This is a genomic window from Sagittula sp. NFXS13, assembly GCF_040148795.1.
Lineage (GTDB): Bacteria > Pseudomonadota > Alphaproteobacteria > Rhodobacterales > Rhodobacteraceae > Sagittula > Sagittula marina.
Genome location: NZ_JAGEMH010000003.1, coordinates 458,712 through 475,372 on the forward strand (window position 1 = coordinate 458,712; position 16,661 = coordinate 475,372).

The following is a 16,661-nucleotide window of genomic DNA, read 5'->3' on the forward strand; positions in this document are numbered from 1 at the left end:
GTATGGCACGACAGCCGCAACTGCTGGACCACATGGGCCGACCGGTCCAACGCCAGACGCTAACCCAGCGGGTCGCCGGGCCGACCTTGTCCGGTGTGCGTTCGCCGTTGACGGGCGATCCCGGCGACGGGCTGAACCCGGTCCGCCTCGCCAACATCCTGCGCGAAGCCGATCATGGCGATCCTCTGCGGATGCTGGAACTTGCCGAGGTGATCGAAGAGCGAGATCCACACTATGTGGGTGTTTTGGGCACACGTCGCCGCTCTGTCACTGGGCTGGACATAACCGTCGAAGACGCCAGCGACGACCCGATCGACAAAGAGGCCGCCGAGCGCATTCGCCAATGGCTGAGCCGTGACGAGCTGGCTGACGAAATGTTCGATATCCTGGATGCGATCGGCAAAGGCTACAGCGGCACCGAGATCATTTGGGATCAGTCGATGGGCCAATGGTCCATCGAGCGTCTGGAATGGGTCGATCCGCGCTTCTTCCGTTTTGATCGGCGCGATTTGCGCACGCCAATGCTGTTGGACGAGAATGGACATGAACAGCCGCTCACAACCTACAAGTTTATCTGGGCAAACATCCGCGCCAAGTCCGGCATCCCCAGCCGCTCTGGCCTCGCACGGGTGGTGATGTGGCCCTACCTGTTCAAGAAGTTCACCGAGCGCGATTGGGCCATCTTCACCCAGACCTATGGACAGCCGCTGCGCCTGGGCCGCTACCCTGCGGGGTCGAGCGACGACGATCAAAGCACACTGATGCGTGCCGTGGCCAACATTGCCGGGGACTGCGCCGCGATCATCCCCGACGGCATGTCGATCGACTTTGTGCAGACCGGACAGGTAGGCGCGTCCAGTGACCTCTACGAACGCCGCGCCGACTGGCTCGACAAGCAGGTCTCCAAGGCTGTCTTGGGTCAGACGGCCACCACCGATGCCGAGGTCGGCGGGCTTGGCTCGGGCAAGGAACATCGGCTGGTACAAGAGGACATCGAGCGTGCGGATGCCAAGGCGTTGAGTGCGGTGATCAACCGCGACCTTGTGCGCCCCTTCGTCCGCATGAATTTTCCGGGGCATGACCGTTTTCCACGCGTGGTCATCGCCCGACCGGAAGCCGAAGACATCACCGCCTGGATGAGCAACGTGTCCACCGCCGTCGAGCTGGGCCTGCCGGTGGCGGAAGAGGACGTTTATACCAAGCTCGGCCTGCGCCAACCGGCCAAAGGGGCCAAAATTCTGGGGCAGGTGGCCAAGTCCCCCGGCGACCGGGCCACGATGGCCCCTGAGAGCGCCGTTAAATACCCGTTAAATACCCCCCTAGCATCTTTGACGGCCAACGCCCCGTCGGAACACAAAGACGGCCCTGAGGCGCTTTCTCCGGCCATCGACCGTCTGGCCACTGAGGCCGCTCCCCTGGTGGGCCGCATGATTGCGCAGATCGAGACGCTGATCGCAGAGGCTCAGACACCCGAAGAGGCACGTGACGCCATCCTCCAGGCATTCCCGCAGATCCCGACCGACGAACTGACGCAGCTGTTCGCGGCGGCGTTCATGGCGGCCGAGGCCGGGGGCCGGGTCGCGTCTGATGGCTGAGCTGACCGGCACCTTCCACCGTCCCTTCGCTGAGCAGGTGGCGGCGTGGAAGATCCGCGCTGCCAACCGCGTGCCGACATCACGGTGGGACGACATGTGGCAGGACAGCCATGACCGCGCGTTCATGGTGGCCGGCGCGATGAAGGCCGACTTGCTGGCCGATCTTGCGCAAGCCGTTGGCAAGGTGATCGAGGACGGCCAGTCGATCGAAGCGTTCCGAAAGGACTTTCGCGAGATCGTCGCGAAACGCGGCTGGCATGGCTGGACCGGTGAAGGCACCAAGGCGGGTGAAGCCTGGCGCACGAAGGTTATCTACACCACGAACATGCGCAGCACCTATGCCGCTGGACGATATGCCCAGCTGACCGAGGGCAATTTTAAGTTCTGGGTCTACCGCCATTCCGGAGCGACGGAACCGCGCGAGCAACACCTTGCCTGGGACGGGTTGATCCTGCCCGCTGATCATCTTTTCTGGCGAACGCACTTTCCGCCGAATGGCTGGGGATGTGGGTGCTATGTGGTGGGGGCGCGCAGCATGCGGGCCGCTCTGCGCCTTGGCGGCAATCCTATGGTGAAGCTACCTGACAACTGGGATGCCATCGACATGCGGACGGGTGCGCCCGATGGCATTGATCGGGGCTGGGCCTATGCACCCGGTCGCTCCGTCGCCGATCAGGTCCGCGCTGCTGTTGCAGAGAAATCGACGGCCCTGCCGGCGGTGTTGGGAGATGCCTTGGCGCGCAGCATTTCTACGCCCCGGTGGATCGATGCCCTCATTGAAATGCCGGACGACATCCGTAAAAAAGCTGCCGAGCTGCTTTCTCGAGACACTTTGCCACCAGATATCGAACAGAAACTGGAGAATCTGGCAGATGGAGACGCGGTTATTCGTGATCGTCTCATTGAAGTCCTCAAAAACCGAGTGGCTGCATCAGAGTAACGCTGCGCGGGTCGCGATCACCTATGTCGATTTGCTTATCGTTGCGAGAAAGTAAACGATCAAAGTGAAAAACGAATTTGCAGGAAACCCCTTTCAAAGGAAACCGAAATATGCAGAAGCGCAGGAACATCTATGAGGCAATCATCGCATGGGGTTACGACAATATTGACCAGGGCGTGACCGTGACGCAATTTGATCAATTTTGTTCAGATTGGGGGACGTTTGTTCCTCAGCGGCGCCTACGCGAGGTTTTTGTAGAAACTTTCGTACTGAGGACGGGGCAAGGCGTAGCCACCCACGACACAGAAAACAGGGATCAGCAATTGTGGCATCTCAAGTTAGATGCCGTGTTCCAACATCTTGATCGGGTGGAGTTGGAAGAAGCGCGTAAAAGCTCGAAAAGTGCTATGTGGTGGGCCATCACTTCCATTGTTTTAACTGGCGTTATCGGTGTGGCGCAGATCTATGTCGCTATGTGTGAACCACAGAGAATCGGTGCAGTTTCTAAGTTTACTTGCTCAGAATAACGCGGACATGACCGATCTTATCGAGCTGGACTTCGACCTCGACGAACTGACGCCTGCACTGGCGCGCGTCATTGCGAAACTGGGAGACACCACCGAGCTGATGCAGGACATCGGCGAATTGATGGTGAACAGCACCAAACAGAACTTCGCCGAGGGCACCGATCCGGATGGCGACGCCTGGGCACCGAAGTCGATGGCGACTTTGGAGGCCTACCGCCGCCGCGAAGGCAAAAAGGCCAATGCCAGCGTTCCATCGCGTCCGTTGATCGGTGTGACCCGGATGCTGTCCACCACGATCAGCTATGAGGCACAGAACGGCTCTGTCGAATGGGGATCGAACCAGATCCAAGCGGCGGTGATGCAATTTGGCGCAAAGAAGGGTGCATTTGGGACCGCATCGAACGGCTCTTCTATTCCATGGGGCAACATCCCCGCGCGCCCGTTTCTGGGCTTCGGAGAGGCGGATAAGACCGCTATTCAAGAGACCATTGAAGACTACCTTCAACAGGCTTCTGACGGGCGCTGATACCCGACACCGGTCCCGGTGAAATCACCCCATCTGTCCGTGCAATCTGCCGGGCATGGACAAACACCTGACCACCACAGCGCTCAGCGCCCTTGCACTGCCTCTGGTCGCAGCCGGATCTGTTCCGGACTGGCTTCGGTTGGTGCCGAACGGTCGCTCAAAAGCATATGATGGTCGTGGTCCCTACTTCTACGAGGACGCCCGCCATGTAATCGCCAACAGCTTTGGCTTTTCCCCCCGCATTCACATCGACGTCAATCATTCGACCGAAAGCGCGGCCAAGCTGGGCGCGCCGTCCGAGGCGCAGGGCTACATCGTCGAGATGCAAGAGCGCGACGACGGCATCTGGGGCCGCGTTGACTGGAACCCGTCAGGCGCTGCCCTGATGAGCAATCGCAGCTATTGGGGCGCGTCTCCGGTGCTGCTGCACGACAAGGCGGGCAAGATCATCGCGATCAAGTCGCTTGCTTTGGTGAATGACCCGGCGCTGCGAGCACTGACGGCGCTTTCCGCACAATCCGCACAAAAGGAGACACTCGGGATGGAGTTCCTGATGAAACTGGCCGAGATCCTCGGCCTGGGCGCTGACGCGTCTGAAGACGATGTGTCGGCAGCGATCAAAAAGCTGATCGACGCTGACGCCCCAAAGGAGGGAGAAGACAAGGTCGCGCAGGCGGCCCTGGCCTCCGTGCGCAGCGCCTTCGGCCTGACATCGAGCGCCAGCGTGACCGAACTTGTCGCAACCGCCACCGCTTTGCAAGCAAGCCAAACGCAGGTTGCACAGTTGTCCGCGCGGCTCGACAAGCTGACAGAGGACACCGCGCAGCGCGATGCAGATGCCTGGGTGCAATCCCAGCTTCAGGCGGGTGCTGGCATCCCGGCGGGCAAGGAAATCACCTTTGCCGACCTCTACAAGGAAGACCCCGCCCGTGCGGCTGAGGTCGTCGGCATGATGCCCAAGCTGGGCCGCACTGGCCTGTCTGCCCGTCAACCGCAAGAGGCCGTGGAAGTCACCGCGCTGAGCGCTGACCAGCAGACCATCGCCGACACTCTCGGCATCCCCCAAGACAAGTTTCTGGCGCAACTCCAAGCCGAAGCCAAAGCGAAGGAGACCGCCTGATGGCCGCCCTGACCCAAGACCGCAACACAGTCCGGATGGATGGCACCCTCCGGCGCGGAACCGTTGCCGCTGCCACCCTGATCTATGCCGGGGCCATCGCCATGCTGAACGCTGACGGCGATCTGGTCGAAGGCCAGGCTGCCACAGGTCTGGTGGGGGTGGGGCGTGCCAATGCACGGGCCGACAACACAACCGGTGCAGCTGGCGACCTGACCCTCGACTACGAGGTCGGCACCTTCCGCTACGCCAATTCTGCCGGGGCGGATGAAATCACCACCGCCGCCATCGGACAGCCTTGCTACGCGGTCGACGATCAGACCGTCGCGCTGACCGACGGCACCGGCACTCGATCCCCCGCTGGCGTGATCGACGGGTTGGATGCCTCCGGCGTCTGGGTCCGCTTCGACGCAGCCCTCACCACCATTGCAGCCGCGTAAGGAGATCCTGAGATGCTGATCAACGCCGCAAATCTCGCCAGCCTGCGCGCTGGCTTCTCAACGGCCTTCCAAGGCGGCCAGAGCGAAGCGTCGACCCAGTGGGCACGCATCGCGACGCGCGTCAACGCAACCCAGCAGACCCAGAAATATGGCTGGCTGGGCCAGATGCCGAACGTGCGCGAATGGATCGGCCCGCGCGCCGTCCAGAACCTTGCACAGCACGACTACACCATCACTGAAAAGCCTTACGAACTGACCGTTGGTGTGAAACGCCGCGACATCGAAACCGACAACCTCGGGATCTATGCGCCGATGATGACCGAGATGGGCCGGTCCACCGTGGCGCATAAGGACATGGAAGTCTTTGGCCTGGCCAAGCTTGGCTGGACCGAAGATTGCTATGATGGCCAACCCTTTTTCGACACCGAACATCCGGTGCTCGATAAGGATGGCAACGTCACCCTTGTGGCCAACACCGATGGCGGATCTGGCGCGCCCTGGTTCCTGATGGACACCAGCCGGGCATTGAAGCCGCTGATCCTGCAGATCGGCAAGGAGTTCAAGTTCGTGTCCAAGGACAAGGACACCGACGACAACGTCTTTGATCGTGACGAATACGTCTACGGCACCGATGGCTATATGGATGTGGGCTTCGGCTTTTGGCAGATGGCCTGGGGATCGAAGCAGACCCTCGACGCGGCCCACTATCAGACCGCCCGCGCTGCCTTGACGGGTATGAAAGGCGATCATGGCCGCCCGCTGGGCCTGATGCCGAACCTTCTGGTGGTTGGCCCTTCTCATGAGGGCGCAGCGCGCAAGCTGCTGAACAACGAGAACGGCGCAAACGGCGAGACCAACGAATGGCGCGGCACGGCCGAGCTGCTGGTCGTTCCGTGGCTGGCGTAAGGAGCAGCGCCATGAGCGATCCGATCGACCGCAAAAAATGGGAGGCCCGCGCTGATGCCCTGGGCATCCCGCACCGTACCAACTGGCGCGATGAAACCGTGATGGAAAAAGTCACCGAGGCCGAAGCTGCGAAAGCTGGTGCGGGCGAGAGCAAGGAGGAAGCGGCTGCGTCGCCTCCCCCAAACGCAGTAGCTGCGGTAGCGTCTGCTGCTGAAGCGCAGACGCTGGATGGCGCGTCTGGTGCAGACGAGAGCAATGCGGACGGGGCGCCGTCGCCTCTCCCGCCCGCAAAAGCTGCGGTGACCTCCACCGCTGCAGCGCAGTTGAAGGCCGCGCCGGCCACGCCCTCCATCACCGACCTTGCAAAAGAAAGCGATGTGACCGTCGAGGAACAGCTGACGATCGGCGAAACCGTTCTGACAATCCGCGTCCGTGGCCCCAAGAAAGGCCGCTATCGCGCAGGCCGTCACTTCACCCGTGACGTGACAGAGATCCCCGTCGACGAGCTGACGGACGGCGAACTGGATGCGCTGCAGGCCGACCCCAAGCTGACGGTCAAAGTTCCGGACGAAACACCGCCGAGCTGACCATGCCTAGTCGGCTCACCCAACTGCCCGGCGGATAGCGCCGCCGGGCCTTTTTCCTTACCCCCTGCGCGAGACCGTGATGTCCTATTGCACCCTCTCAGACCTCGATGCGCGATACGGCACCGCGTTGCTGGTCGATCTGACCGATCGCGCCGAAGAGGCCACAGGGGTGATCGACGCCGTTGCAGTGGCGCAGGCCATCGCTGATGCCGACGCGATGATCGACGGCTATGTCGCGGGCCGTTACGCGCTGCCCTTTGCCACGGTGCCCGATCCCATCCCGGCGCTGTCGCGCGCCATCGCGATCTACACGCTGCACGTCTACCAACCCAATGAGAAGATCGAGGCCGATTATCGCGATGCCATCGACACGCTGAAAGGCATCGCGCGCGGCTCCATCAAGCTCAACGCCGCTGGCGTGGCACCGAAGACCAGCGGTGGCCACGGCGCACGCGTCACCGACCGCGATCGAGACTTCACCGCCAAGACCATGAAGGGCTTCATCTGATGCTGATCGACGCGGTCAAGACACGGCTTGAAGCGCGCATTCCGGAATTGGCCGGAGAGGTCGGCACCGCTGTGGACTTCACCAGTCTGAGCCGCAGCGGCCAAGCTCTGCGTGGCGGCGTGAATGTCTTTGTGCTGCCCGCTGGAAGCAAGGGTCTGCAGGCCACGGCAGGCACCGGTTATTTTGTCCAGGGCGTGCGCCGCGCCGTGTCGATCGTCAGCATGCTGCAATCCACCGACCCCAAGGGTCGCCGCGCTCTGGAGCGCCTGGACGGCTGGCTGGACGATATCACACAGGCAGTTTGTGGCTGGGCACCAGACGAGGTTCCGGGCGTGTTCGAGTTGCTGAGCGAGCGCCCGGTCCAAGCCCCCGCTGGCGTCATGGCCTTCATGACAGATCTGCAAATCACCGACCGACTGAGGACAACCCCATGACGGCAAAGAAAACCCCAGCGCTGCCCCAGTCCGGTGGCAGCTACACCCGCACCTCCAAGGGCGATCTAAAGCAGGTCGCCAGCCCCACCAGGGACGCGCCGCTTCCCGCCCAGGCGGCCCCGGCCCGCGAAGAAAAGGAGGCCTGAGCCATGGCCGCGAAGTTCTGGAACAAGAAGGTTATCCTGGCACAGGTCGAGGCCACCTATGGCACCGACAGCGCCCCCACTGGCGCGTCCAACGCTGTCTTGGCCAAGAACGTGTCGTTCAATCCCGCCGAAGGGGCTGACAAGGATCTGGCGCACGAGACCCCGATGCTGGGCAACTCCGGCACCCTGCCGGTCGATCAGCACAGCACCCTATCCTTTGAGGTCGACCTTGCGCCCAGCGGAACCGCTGGCACAGCCCCCGCATTTGGGGCGCTGCTGCGCGGATGTGGCATGGCAGAAACGCTCAATGCAGCCACCAGCGTGATCTACAATCCGATCAGTGGCGCCATGGACAGCCTGACTCTGTGGCTGGTGGTGGACGGCATCCTCTTTGCCTTCGTCGGCGCGCGTGGCGCTGTCAAGCTGATGGCCAACGCATCGTCTGAACCGATGCTGCAATTCTCCTTTACCGGGCTTTATAGCAAGCCCTTGGAGATCAGTCCTCCGACGCCAGACCTTTCGAGCTGGCGCGATCCCGTGGCGGTTTCGAAGAAGAACACACCCGTCTTCACCATCGACGGCACGGCGCTGTTCTTCCGCAACTTCACATTGGACTTTGGCAACGAGGTCCAGCCGCGTTTCCTGGCCAACAAGGAAGAGATCCGGATCGTCGATCGGGCGGAGACCATCCAGACCCAGATCGAGAGCATCGAGCTGGCCACCTTCGACCCATGGGCGTTGTCCGACGCACAGGCGCGCGTGCCGCTAATTCTGCAGCACGGCACCACCGCAGGGAACATCACCACGATCAATGTGCCAGAGGCTCAGATCATGCGTCCAGGCGCGCCAACCGAGGCGCAGAAGATCATGGAATGGCCGCTGAACCTCCGACCGATGCCGATGTCTGGCAACGATCAATTCACTCTGACCTTCACCTGAGAGGACACCCATGGCCTATCGCATTGCTCAAGAGCGGCGCATCACCAACACCGTCACCACTGTCGATGGTCAGACCTTTGGCGCGTTGTTCCGGATGCTGACCGACGAAGACCTGACCCGTTTGGCAAACGAAGACGGCGGAAAGGCCGCGATCCGCGCCACGGTCATTGAGCTGACCGACATCGAGAACGAGGATGGCCAGCCGATCCCGTACACACCGAAGATTTTGGAGGCGGTCATCTCGTTTCCATCTGACGCTCTGGCCATTCAGCGCGCCTACAATGAAGCCGTGTTCAAGGCCGCGATGGGAAACTGAAATGGGCCGGGCGCGCTGCGATCACCGGTGCGCTCTGGTCCGAAGCCGAGGACGCTGATCAAATCGAGGCGGCGTTCTGGGGCATCTCGGTCACCGCCCTGCAGCACGACAGCGACGGCGGGATCTGGCCCGAGCATCTGGAGGCTATGGACGCCTTTCTGGCGATCAACGGTCAATGGCGGGTCGCTATGACCATGACCGGAACGCAGGTGATCAGCCTCGACTACGGCGCCGCCGAGAGCGGCCTGCGCCTCGCTGGCATCACCACCACGCCGGAGCTGTGGCAGCAGATCAGGATCATTGAACAGGGGGCCAAAGCGGCCTTGAACGGGGAATAGAATGGCGTTCCGGGTCTCAGGCAAGATCACAGCAGACGGCAAGCAGGCGCAGGCGGAACTGCGGCGCACGGAAACTGGCGTCACCGATCTTGGCAACGCGGCTGAGAAGACCGGAAAACAGGGGAAAAGCGCGAGCACCGGTCTCGCCACCGTGGGGCGTGCGACTGATGAGATCGGTAAGCGCGCTCCGCCCGCCGTCAGTGCGATGGACGGCTTGGGCAAATCTGTCCAGACAACTGGTGCGCAAGCCCAAAAAACCGACGCCGCCACCGATGCGCTGACAACTGCATTGCAGGCGCACAAGGCAGAGCTGGCCCGGCTTCAGACGAAGTACAAGGGCACGGTCGTGGACCTCGATGCGGTCCGCGCCAAGATGGTGGCTTTGGAAGCGCAGGGCAAAAAGCTGCCCAAAACCTATAACGCTGCGGCGGGATCTGTCGGCAACCTGACAAGTCAATTTAACGACATCGGCGTCATGATGGCGGCGGGGCAAAACCCGCTTCAACTGGCCATTCAACAGGGCACACAGATTGGCCAAGTGTTCCAGCAATCGGGGGCCAAGGGAAAAGACGCGGCCAAGCTGATCCTGTCCGGCTTTACCGCCATGGTAAGCCCGATCAATCTGATTACCATCGGCTCGATCGCAGCTGCCGCCGCAATGACCAATTGGCTCACGAGTTCGTCGGCTGAAGCCGAGGATCTGGAGGATGTTCTGGAGCGGCTTTCAGGTCGCGTTACGGGTCTCAAAAATGACGCGGCTCTTAGCGCAGATGCAATCCGAAAGGAATTTGGCGGCCTAAGCCCGGCGCTTTCAAAGATGCTGGCTGAGATCAGGGATCGAGAGCTGGACGCAATTCAGCGCGACGCTACGAAGGCGGCGAAATCGCTGATCCAGGACGTTGCCGGAGCCGCCTTGGCAATCTCACAGCAAGCGCGCCGCGAGGGTGACTTTGCAGGGCGTGAAGCGATCAAGGGTGCTTTGAGCGATCTCTACAATGCTGAGACACTGGACGACCAGATCAAAGCAGTGGAGCAGCTAAAATCCACCGTGGCAGGTGTTGCGGTCGGCTTAAAAGGCGTGGAAGAAAGGCAAATCGCCTTCCGGAATGCAGTTCTGGATACGGAACGCGCACTTCGCCAAGGTCAAACTGCGGGCAACGCTGTATTTGATGCGTTGAAGGAGGGGTGGACGGCCTCTCTCGCAAAGGTGCGGGAGTATGGGGCGGAGCGGTTGAAGGTTCACCGTGAAGGAACCGATTTACTTCTCCAACTTCAGCATGAGAATGACCTGCGCGCCATCGCGGCCAAGTATGGCGAAGACAGTGTCCAGTACATGGTCGCCCAGGAAGAGGCGCAGCGGGCCGTCTTTGAAGAGCTGGTCGCGTCACTGGACATTGCGGAAAGCTTCAAGGACGAGATCCGCAGGGCATACGAAGAAGGCAGCGCCTTTGGCAGTCTGGACATGTCCAGCGGGCTGCGCGAGGCCGTCGGACTGGCAGCACAGCTGGCGGTAAACCTCGCCAACGCGCGCGCTCAGTCTATCACTGAGCTAGATCGCGCCCAGCTGAATTGGGACTATCGCGATGATCCGGTCGGCAAGGCGGGCGCGCTTGCCCGCAATGAGTTCGACGCGAATGTCGGAACCGCGGATTTTTCCGGCCTCGATCCGATCCTTCAGACATCACTCCAGCAACAACGCGAAGAATATGTTGCCAACGCCGAGGCGGTCGAGCAACTGCGCCAGAAGACGGTCGACTATGCCCGCGAACAGGCCAAGCTGGCGAAGTCCACCGGCAGCAAACGCGGCGGCAAAAGCCGCACCAAGGAAGAACGCGACGAAGTGGGCGAGCTGATCAGCGGCTATCAGCAGCGCCTTGCGATCCTTCGAGAGACCGATCCGGTTCAGAAGGAGCTGCTGCGCCATGCCGATGCTCTGACCAAGGCGACGCAGGCGCAAACCGACGCGGTACGGTCGAAAATCAGCGCGCTGCAATCGGAAGAAGCCATGCACCAGCGCATTGATGCGATGCAGGACTTCAGCGGTCAGCTCTTCATGGCGGGGATCGACGCCATGCGCGCCCGTGGCGATGCCGCCGCGCAAGCCTGGGCACAGGTGGGCAACATGGTGCAACAGGCGCTGATGCAGGCCGCGATCCTCGGGTCTGGTCCTCTGGGCGGGATGCTGGGCGGCGGGTTGATCCCCGGTCTGTTCGGGTTGCTGGGCTTTGCTGACGGTGGCGATACCGGCATGATCTACGGCCCCGGCGGATCACGCGATGATCGCGTGCCGTTCATGACCAGCCAAGGCCGCCTGATCACCACCAGCCCCGGCGAGTTCATTGTCAACTCGGACGCCACTGCCAAGCATCGTGCGCTGCTGGAAGCGATCAACTCCGGCGCGCCGATGCCCGGCTTTGCCTCCGGTGGCGCGACAGGCGGCGGCAACTATCCAGCGCAGGCGCTGCATGTCGAACTGGTGGACGGCACAAACCGGGGGATCACGGCCACCCGCCGCGAAGACCGCATCGACAGCGCTGGTCGTCGCTATCCGCGCTTTGAGATCTCCGACGTGGTGGGCCAAGGCCTCAGCACGCCGGGTGGTGGCGCAGCGGCTCTGCTCAAATCCAAGGGCCTCGGGCCGATGGGGCCAAAGCGATGAGCTATCCGACGTTTCCCGAGACCCTGCCGCCCCCACATCGCTCAGGCTTTGGACAGCAGCGCATCGACGGGCGGCGCAAGGCCGTCGCGGATCTGGGCCTGCCGAGCTTTGGACGCAGAGGCACGCTGGAGCCTGCGAAGATGGGCTTCACCCTGACCATGGACCGCATGCAGGTCGCAATCTTCGAGAGGTTCTACCGCGAGACCACCGGAGGCGGCACCGACTGGTTCTGGATGCCCGACCCGATCACCCACCACTGGCCGATGCTCGACGAGAATGGCGACACGCTGCTGGATGAGAACGGCAACACGTTGCTGGACGTTGCGATGATGCTGACCAGCTGGGGCGACACACCGCCGGAGCTGGTCGAATGGCGCGGCACGACATTCACTTATCAGTTTGAGGTCACCATTCTGCCATGAGCCGCCGCGTCTCTCTTCCCGGCCGTCAACACTTCGACGGCAAACGGCGCGCCGATGTCGCGCTCTATCTCTTCGAGATCACGCATCCTGCACTGGCTGCGCCGATCCGACTGTCGACAGACATGACCGAAGAGGTCAACCGCGATCCGCGCCTCTACGGCACGCGGTCTGAGTGGCGCGGTGCAGATCCCCGGACGGAGCCGTTCATCTTTGCGCCGCTCCAGATCGAAGCGCCTGCCGAGTTCGAGGAAGCGGTGCCGGAAGCGCGGCTGATCATCGGCGTGGTCGATCAGCACCTTCTGGACCTGTTGCGCAGCATCACGTCGCCTGCCGTCTGTCACTTTGCCAAGGTGCTGGCGAGCCAGCCGTCGACCATCGAAGAGCAATGTCTGGGCCTGTCGATCCGATCGGCAGAGACCGACCTGAGCGCGGGCACCACCGTTGAACTGCCCATGTCGGTGTTCCCGGTTCACCTGGAGCAATTCCCGGCGCAGCGCATGACCAAGACCAACGCGGGGGCGATCAAACGATGAGCTGGAGCGACGCATACATCGCGATCCCCTTTGCCAGGCTGGGCCGCAGCCGCGAGGGTCTGGATTGCTGGGGTCTGCCGTGCCTGGTCTACGCCGAGCAGCTGGGCATCACCCTGCCGAGCTACACCGGCAGCTACACATGCGACAGCGAACGTGCGGAACTGGCGCGGCTGCTGGACAACGGGGCGATGCACGGGCCGTGGCAGCGGGTGGACACACCGCAGCCATTCGATCTCGCGGGCTTCACCATGGCCGGGCACGTCTCCCATGTCGCCATCTGCCTGGGCCGCGACACGGCACTGCACGCGCATGTGGATCAGGTGAAGATCCTCCGGCTCGACGCCGCGCCCTGGACGCACAGGCTGGCCGGATACTGGCGACACGCGGGAATGCTGCGATGAGCGGCGTGATCGTCTATGACGACCCTCTGGCGACGTCACCGCGCGAGAGATTTGAGCTGTCCTGCGCGGTGCTGCCAACGCTGGCCGAGATCGTGGCCAATGCCTTTCCAGAGGCCTCCGACAGCGCTCTGGATCAGCTGCGCGTCACGCTGGTGCTGCGCGATCAAAGCTGGCCAGTGGCGCGCCCGAACTGGCACCGGGTGCGACCGCGCACGGGCACCTTCGTGGTGCTGCGCATGACCCCGGCTGATCCGGTCAGTTTGTTCATCAACCTGGTGGGCTTCATCCAGCCCATTCTTTACGGCCTCGGCGTTCCATTGGCGGCGGTCTATCCGCTGGGCTATGTCGGCGCGACCGCCCTGGTGCTTGGCGCGACCTATGCCCTCGGGCAATCGCTGGTGCCGGTCGTGCCGGAACTGGAGAACCGAGGCTCGCCCGAAGAGCTGTTCCAGCTCGAAGGCTGGCAGAACCAGCTCAGCCCCGACGCGGCGTTCCCGTTTCCGATCGGCAAGATCCGCATGTCGCCGCTGTTCCTGATGCCGCCCTATCCCGAGATCATCGACGGCGAGCAGCACATCACCGGCCTGTTTACCTGGGGCATCGGCAGGCTGCAGATCGAAGACCTGAAGCTGGGGGAAACGCCGGTCAGCGAGGTGGCCAATATCGTCGTGGAGACCCGCGAAGGCACCGCCAGCGACGCGCCGCACAGCCTGGCCATCGAGCAAGTCTTCAACGACAACGTGAACCTGCGGCTGACCAATCCGGTGGGTGATGGGGATGGCGGCCTCTCCTACTTCTATCGCAGCTGGACCAGCCCGCCGGACACGGACCGCATCCGTGTCATCCTGCTTTGGCCCGTGGGTCTGCACCGTATCAGCAGCAAGGGCAAAATCCGCAATCAGGGATCACGCATCACCTTTGAGCAGCGCCGCCTTGGATCCTCGGAGCCATGGCAGGAAGCGGGCGTGTTGGAGGAAGCGCGCGGCACCATCCACCCGTTCTACCGTCAGTTTGAATGGCGGACCCCGGAACCGGGCCAGTGGATCGTGCGGATGTACCGATCCGTGCGCAACGATGAAGGTATGAACCGACGCCATGATGTGACGTGGGTGAGCGCTGCTGCGATTGTCGAACGGTCGCCTCTGTCCACAGACATTCCCATGGCCACGACGAGTGTCCGCATCAAAGCCAACGACGCCAACAACGGCGTGCTGAATGCTTTGAACGGGGTTGTGACGCGCTATGCCCCGGTCTGGACCGGATCAGCCTGGGAGGATCAGCCCACCCGCAACGCCGCGTCTGCCGCCATGGCCGCCCTGCGCCATCAAGGTTTGTCGGTGCCAGAGAATGCGGTTGCACGCCGAGACGCGCAGATGGCCGATTGGTTCGACTTCTGCGCGGCTAAAGGGCTGACCTGCAACGCCGTGCTGGCAGGCGAGCAGACCTTCGGCGAGGTCATGACACAGATCTGCGGGGCGGGCCGTGCCAGCTGGCATCGCGACGGCGAGGGCTGGGGCGTTGTGATCGACAGGCCGCAGCCCGCCATCATCGACGAGATCAGCCCGAGGAACGCGGGGCAGCTGAAGTGGTCGCGCCGCTATGCCGAGCTGCCGGATGCGTTCCGCGTCACCTTCCGCGACGAGACCAGCGGCTATGCTGCTGCCGAGCGCATCGTGCCGTTTCCCGGTCTCACGGGGGACCCGGAAATGTTCGAAGCGCTGCCCATGTTCGGCAAGACAGATCCGGCAGAGGTCTGGATCGAGGCGCGCCGCCGCCAGTACGAGCTGATCCATCGGCCCGACACCTTCATCGCCACCCAGACCGGCGAGATCCGCCACGCCACGCGCGGCGATGCGGTGGGCTTCAGCTGCGACATTCTCGACGAGGCCCAGATCGCTGCCAAAGTGCGCCGGGCCGAGGGCCGGTTCGTCGAACTGGACGCGCCGGTGAAGATGGTCGAGGGCGAGGCCTATGCCATGCGGTGGCAGGTCTACGACGAAGACGACACCGTTGGATATGCCCTTCAAGCCACCGTTCAAACCCGCGCTGGCGAGGGGTTTGCGGTGCTGCTGGCCGAGGGCGAACCGCTGCCGCCCGAAGGGCAGGCCGTGCGCTTTGGCCGTCTGTCCCGTCTGTCTTACCCGTGCCGCATCACCCGCCTGGAACCTGCGCAGGGCGGCACCTACCGCCTGACATTGCAAAACGATGCGCCGATCATCGACACGCTGACCGATGCCGAAGTGCCGCCGGAGTGGGTGCGTGTCTCCGGCGCGGATGTGATCAGCTATTCCGCGCCCACCGCGCCGGTGCTGGGCACGCCCGAGGTCGGCGTCGAAGACTATGACTTCACCGCCACCGCCGGTCTGGCGATCACCCTGCCGGTCACGATGCCACCGTCGAACCTGGTCTCCATCGCGCGGATCGAGGTTTTCCATGGGCAGGTCACCTCCGAAGATCCCGGCGTGCAACCGGCGGCCAGCTACGCGCAGGCCGACATCATGGGCGGCACCGGCACCCTGCAGCTGCCGTATCCGTCCGGCGCACGCGTGGCGATCTATGCCCGCGCGGTCAGCGTCCATGACGATGTCAGCCCGGACACCAACCTGATCAACGTGACCGTGGACGGCACGGCAGCAGAGCTGCCGTTGCCGCTCGACGCCAGCAGCCTGAGCTCCACCGGCGGACTGGGCCATGTCAGCATCACGGTCGCCACCCGTGCGGACACGGCGGAGGTGCAGCTGTTCCGCGCCCCCTCCGGCACGCCGCTCGATGTCGAGGTCCACGCCCTGGGCGATCCGCGCCCGGTGCCCGCCTCCAGCACGGTCACGCTTCTTGAGGGCGATGCCACATCCTCCGAGCTGATCACCGCAGGCGACATGTCGGACGCCGCTGCATGGGATCTGTCGGAAGTCACGATCTCCGAAGGTGCTGCGCAACATGCCACCGGCGCAGCGGGGGCAATGGCGCAGGATCTGGTTCTGAGCGAAGGGCAGACGTATCGCGGCGCGATCGGGATCTCCGGCCTGACCGCCGGAACGCTGCAGATCCGCCTGGGCGGCACATCCCCGGTCGACGGCCCGCTGCTGGACGCAAGCGCGGGCGACGGCCTGCACCTGTTCGAGATCACCGCCAACGCCGACAGCACCAGCATCGAGATCATCTGGTCGGCGGATTGCCCGGCCTTCGTCACGACCATCGCGCTCTTTGCCCCGACCGCCACCAGCGCCGAGGCGGGCACCTGGGACTTCTACATCGCACCCATCACCTCGGAACAGGTCGCAAATGTCCCGACCGGACCGACCGTTTCAACCATCGTTTAAGGGGGAG

General features: G+C 63.0%; 19 protein-coding genes. All 19 read left to right on the forward strand.

What is annotated here, in order from left to right:
- Nucleotides 1–2 precede the first annotated feature (2 nt).
- The 19 genes from J4E08_RS10105 to gpJ all read left to right on the forward strand — a co-directional run bounded on the left by J4E08_RS10105 (nt 3) and on the right by gpJ (nt 16,654).
- Complete coding sequence (locus J4E08_RS10105; protein ID WP_349538357.1) at nt 3–1,595, forward strand: DUF935 domain-containing protein; 1,593 nt, start codon at nt 3–5, stop codon at nt 1,593–1,595.
- A complete protein-coding gene (locus tag J4E08_RS10110; protein WP_349538358.1) occupies nt 1,588–2,535 on the forward strand; it encodes a phage head morphogenesis protein in 948 nt (315 codons plus the stop codon). The genes J4E08_RS10105 and J4E08_RS10110 overlap by 8 nt, the downstream gene beginning before the upstream one ends.
- Before the next feature lie 110 nt (nt 2,536–2,645).
- Entirely contained in the window at nt 2,646–3,062 is a 417-nt protein-coding gene (locus tag J4E08_RS10115; protein ID WP_349538359.1) for a CD225/dispanin family protein, read from the forward strand.
- 7 nt (nt 3,063–3,069) lie between these two features.
- Nucleotides 3,070–3,588 carry a phage virion morphogenesis protein gene (locus tag J4E08_RS10120; RefSeq protein WP_349538360.1) on the forward strand — a complete coding sequence of 173 codons (519 nt, stop codon included), beginning with the start codon at nt 3,070–3,072 and terminating at the stop codon, nt 3,586–3,588.
- 55 nt (nt 3,589–3,643) lie between these two features.
- The gene (locus J4E08_RS10125) at nt 3,644–4,708 is read left to right on the forward strand and encodes a phage protease (RefSeq protein WP_349538361.1); all 1,065 of its coding nucleotides are present in this window, start codon (nt 3,644–3,646) and stop codon (nt 4,706–4,708) included.
- The gene (locus J4E08_RS10130; protein ID WP_349538362.1) at nt 4,708–5,145 is read left to right on the forward strand and encodes a hypothetical protein; all 438 of its coding nucleotides are present in this window, start codon (nt 4,708–4,710) and stop codon (nt 5,143–5,145) included. Before J4E08_RS10125 ends, J4E08_RS10130 begins: the two co-directional genes overlap by 1 nt.
- 12 nt (nt 5,146–5,157) lie before the next feature.
- The gene (locus J4E08_RS10135) at nt 5,158–6,051 is read left to right on the forward strand and encodes a Mu-like prophage major head subunit gpT family protein (protein ID WP_349538363.1); all 894 of its coding nucleotides are present in this window, start codon (nt 5,158–5,160) and stop codon (nt 6,049–6,051) included.
- A gap of 11 nt (nt 6,052–6,062) precedes the next feature.
- A complete protein-coding gene (locus J4E08_RS10140; protein WP_349538364.1) occupies nt 6,063–6,638 on the forward strand; it encodes an HI1506-related protein in 576 nt (191 codons plus the stop codon).
- A 79-nt stretch (nt 6,639–6,717) separates the two neighbouring features.
- Complete coding sequence (locus J4E08_RS10145; protein WP_349538365.1) at nt 6,718–7,146, forward strand: gp436 family protein; 429 nt, start codon at nt 6,718–6,720, stop codon at nt 7,144–7,146.
- Complete coding sequence (locus J4E08_RS10150; RefSeq protein ID WP_349538366.1) at nt 7,146–7,580, forward strand: phage tail terminator protein; 435 nt, start codon at nt 7,146–7,148, stop codon at nt 7,578–7,580. The genes J4E08_RS10145 and J4E08_RS10150 overlap by 1 nt, the downstream gene beginning before the upstream one ends.
- Nucleotides 7,577–7,726: a hypothetical protein gene (locus tag J4E08_RS10155; protein WP_349538367.1), complete on the forward strand. Its 150-nt coding sequence runs from the start codon at nt 7,577–7,579 to the stop codon at nt 7,724–7,726. The genes J4E08_RS10150 and J4E08_RS10155 overlap by 4 nt, the downstream gene beginning before the upstream one ends.
- A 3-nt stretch (nt 7,727–7,729) precedes the next feature.
- A complete protein-coding gene (locus tag J4E08_RS10160) occupies nt 7,730–8,665 on the forward strand; it encodes a phage tail tube protein (RefSeq protein WP_349538368.1) in 936 nt (311 codons plus the stop codon).
- A 10-nt stretch (nt 8,666–8,675) separates the two neighbouring features.
- On the forward strand, nt 8,676–8,981 hold the full coding sequence (locus J4E08_RS10165) for a hypothetical protein (RefSeq protein WP_349538369.1): 306 nt from the start codon (nt 8,676–8,678) through the stop codon (nt 8,979–8,981).
- 122 nt (nt 8,982–9,103) lie between these two features.
- Nucleotides 9,104–9,319, forward strand: a complete 216-nt coding sequence (locus tag J4E08_RS10170; RefSeq protein ID WP_349538491.1) for a DUF1799 domain-containing protein — start codon at nt 9,104–9,106, stop codon at nt 9,317–9,319.
- Nucleotide 9,320: 1 nt separating this feature from the next.
- Nucleotides 9,321–11,978 carry a phage tail length tape measure family protein gene (locus tag J4E08_RS10175; RefSeq protein WP_349538370.1) on the forward strand — a complete coding sequence of 886 codons (2,658 nt, stop codon included), beginning with the start codon at nt 9,321–9,323 and terminating at the stop codon, nt 11,976–11,978.
- Nucleotides 11,975–12,400 carry a hypothetical protein gene (locus J4E08_RS10180; RefSeq protein ID WP_349538371.1) on the forward strand — a complete coding sequence of 142 codons (426 nt, stop codon included), beginning with the start codon at nt 11,975–11,977 and terminating at the stop codon, nt 12,398–12,400. Before J4E08_RS10175 ends, J4E08_RS10180 begins: the two co-directional genes overlap by 4 nt.
- On the forward strand, nt 12,397–12,933 hold the full coding sequence (locus tag J4E08_RS10185) for a hypothetical protein (RefSeq protein ID WP_349538372.1): 537 nt from the start codon (nt 12,397–12,399) through the stop codon (nt 12,931–12,933). Before J4E08_RS10180 ends, J4E08_RS10185 begins: the two co-directional genes overlap by 4 nt.
- Nucleotides 12,930–13,334: a C40 family peptidase gene (locus J4E08_RS10190; protein ID WP_349538373.1), complete on the forward strand. Its 405-nt coding sequence runs from the start codon at nt 12,930–12,932 to the stop codon at nt 13,332–13,334. Before J4E08_RS10185 ends, J4E08_RS10190 begins: the two co-directional genes overlap by 4 nt.
- Entirely contained in the window at nt 13,331–16,654 is a 3,324-nt protein-coding gene (gene gpJ / locus J4E08_RS10195) for a TipJ family phage tail tip protein (RefSeq protein ID WP_349538374.1), read from the forward strand. The genes J4E08_RS10190 and gpJ overlap by 4 nt, the downstream gene beginning before the upstream one ends.
- Nucleotides 16,655–16,661: the final 7 nt, after the last annotated feature.

What these genes read in the sequence shown, in the direction of transcription:
- J4E08_RS10185 (WP_349538372.1), top strand. Translation starts at nt 12,397, where the DNA reads ATGAGCCGCCGCGTCTCTCTTCCCGGCCGTCAACACTTCGACGGCAAA.
- J4E08_RS10105 (WP_349538357.1), top strand. Translation starts at nt 3, where the DNA reads ATGGCACGACAGCCGCAACTGCTGGACCACATGGGCCGACCGGTCCAA.
- J4E08_RS10115 (WP_349538359.1), top strand. Translation starts at nt 2,646, where the DNA reads ATGCAGAAGCGCAGGAACATCTATGAGGCAATCATCGCATGGGGTTAC.
- J4E08_RS10155 (WP_349538367.1), top strand. Translation starts at nt 7,577, where the DNA reads ATGACGGCAAAGAAAACCCCAGCGCTGCCCCAGTCCGGTGGCAGCTAC.
- J4E08_RS10120 (WP_349538360.1), top strand. Translation starts at nt 3,070, where the DNA reads ATGACCGATCTTATCGAGCTGGACTTCGACCTCGACGAACTGACGCCT.
- J4E08_RS10165 (WP_349538369.1), top strand. Translation starts at nt 8,676, where the DNA reads ATGGCCTATCGCATTGCTCAAGAGCGGCGCATCACCAACACCGTCACC.
- J4E08_RS10135 (WP_349538363.1), top strand. Translation starts at nt 5,158, where the DNA reads ATGCTGATCAACGCCGCAAATCTCGCCAGCCTGCGCGCTGGCTTCTCA.
- J4E08_RS10175 (WP_349538370.1), top strand. Translation starts at nt 9,321, where the DNA reads ATGGCGTTCCGGGTCTCAGGCAAGATCACAGCAGACGGCAAGCAGGCG.
- gpJ (WP_349538374.1), top strand. Translation starts at nt 13,331, where the DNA reads ATGAGCGGCGTGATCGTCTATGACGACCCTCTGGCGACGTCACCGCGC.
- J4E08_RS10130 (WP_349538362.1), top strand. Translation starts at nt 4,708, where the DNA reads ATGGCCGCCCTGACCCAAGACCGCAACACAGTCCGGATGGATGGCACC.
- J4E08_RS10145 (WP_349538365.1), top strand. Translation starts at nt 6,718, where the DNA reads ATGTCCTATTGCACCCTCTCAGACCTCGATGCGCGATACGGCACCGCG.
- J4E08_RS10160 (WP_349538368.1), top strand. Translation starts at nt 7,730, where the DNA reads ATGGCCGCGAAGTTCTGGAACAAGAAGGTTATCCTGGCACAGGTCGAG.
- J4E08_RS10110 (WP_349538358.1), top strand. Translation starts at nt 1,588, where the DNA reads ATGGCTGAGCTGACCGGCACCTTCCACCGTCCCTTCGCTGAGCAGGTG.
- J4E08_RS10190 (WP_349538373.1), top strand. Translation starts at nt 12,930, where the DNA reads ATGAGCTGGAGCGACGCATACATCGCGATCCCCTTTGCCAGGCTGGGC.
- J4E08_RS10150 (WP_349538366.1), top strand. Translation starts at nt 7,146, where the DNA reads ATGCTGATCGACGCGGTCAAGACACGGCTTGAAGCGCGCATTCCGGAA.
- J4E08_RS10125 (WP_349538361.1), top strand. Translation starts at nt 3,644, where the DNA reads ATGGACAAACACCTGACCACCACAGCGCTCAGCGCCCTTGCACTGCCT.
- J4E08_RS10140 (WP_349538364.1), top strand. Translation starts at nt 6,063, where the DNA reads ATGAGCGATCCGATCGACCGCAAAAAATGGGAGGCCCGCGCTGATGCC.
- J4E08_RS10180 (WP_349538371.1), top strand. Translation starts at nt 11,975, where the DNA reads ATGAGCTATCCGACGTTTCCCGAGACCCTGCCGCCCCCACATCGCTCA.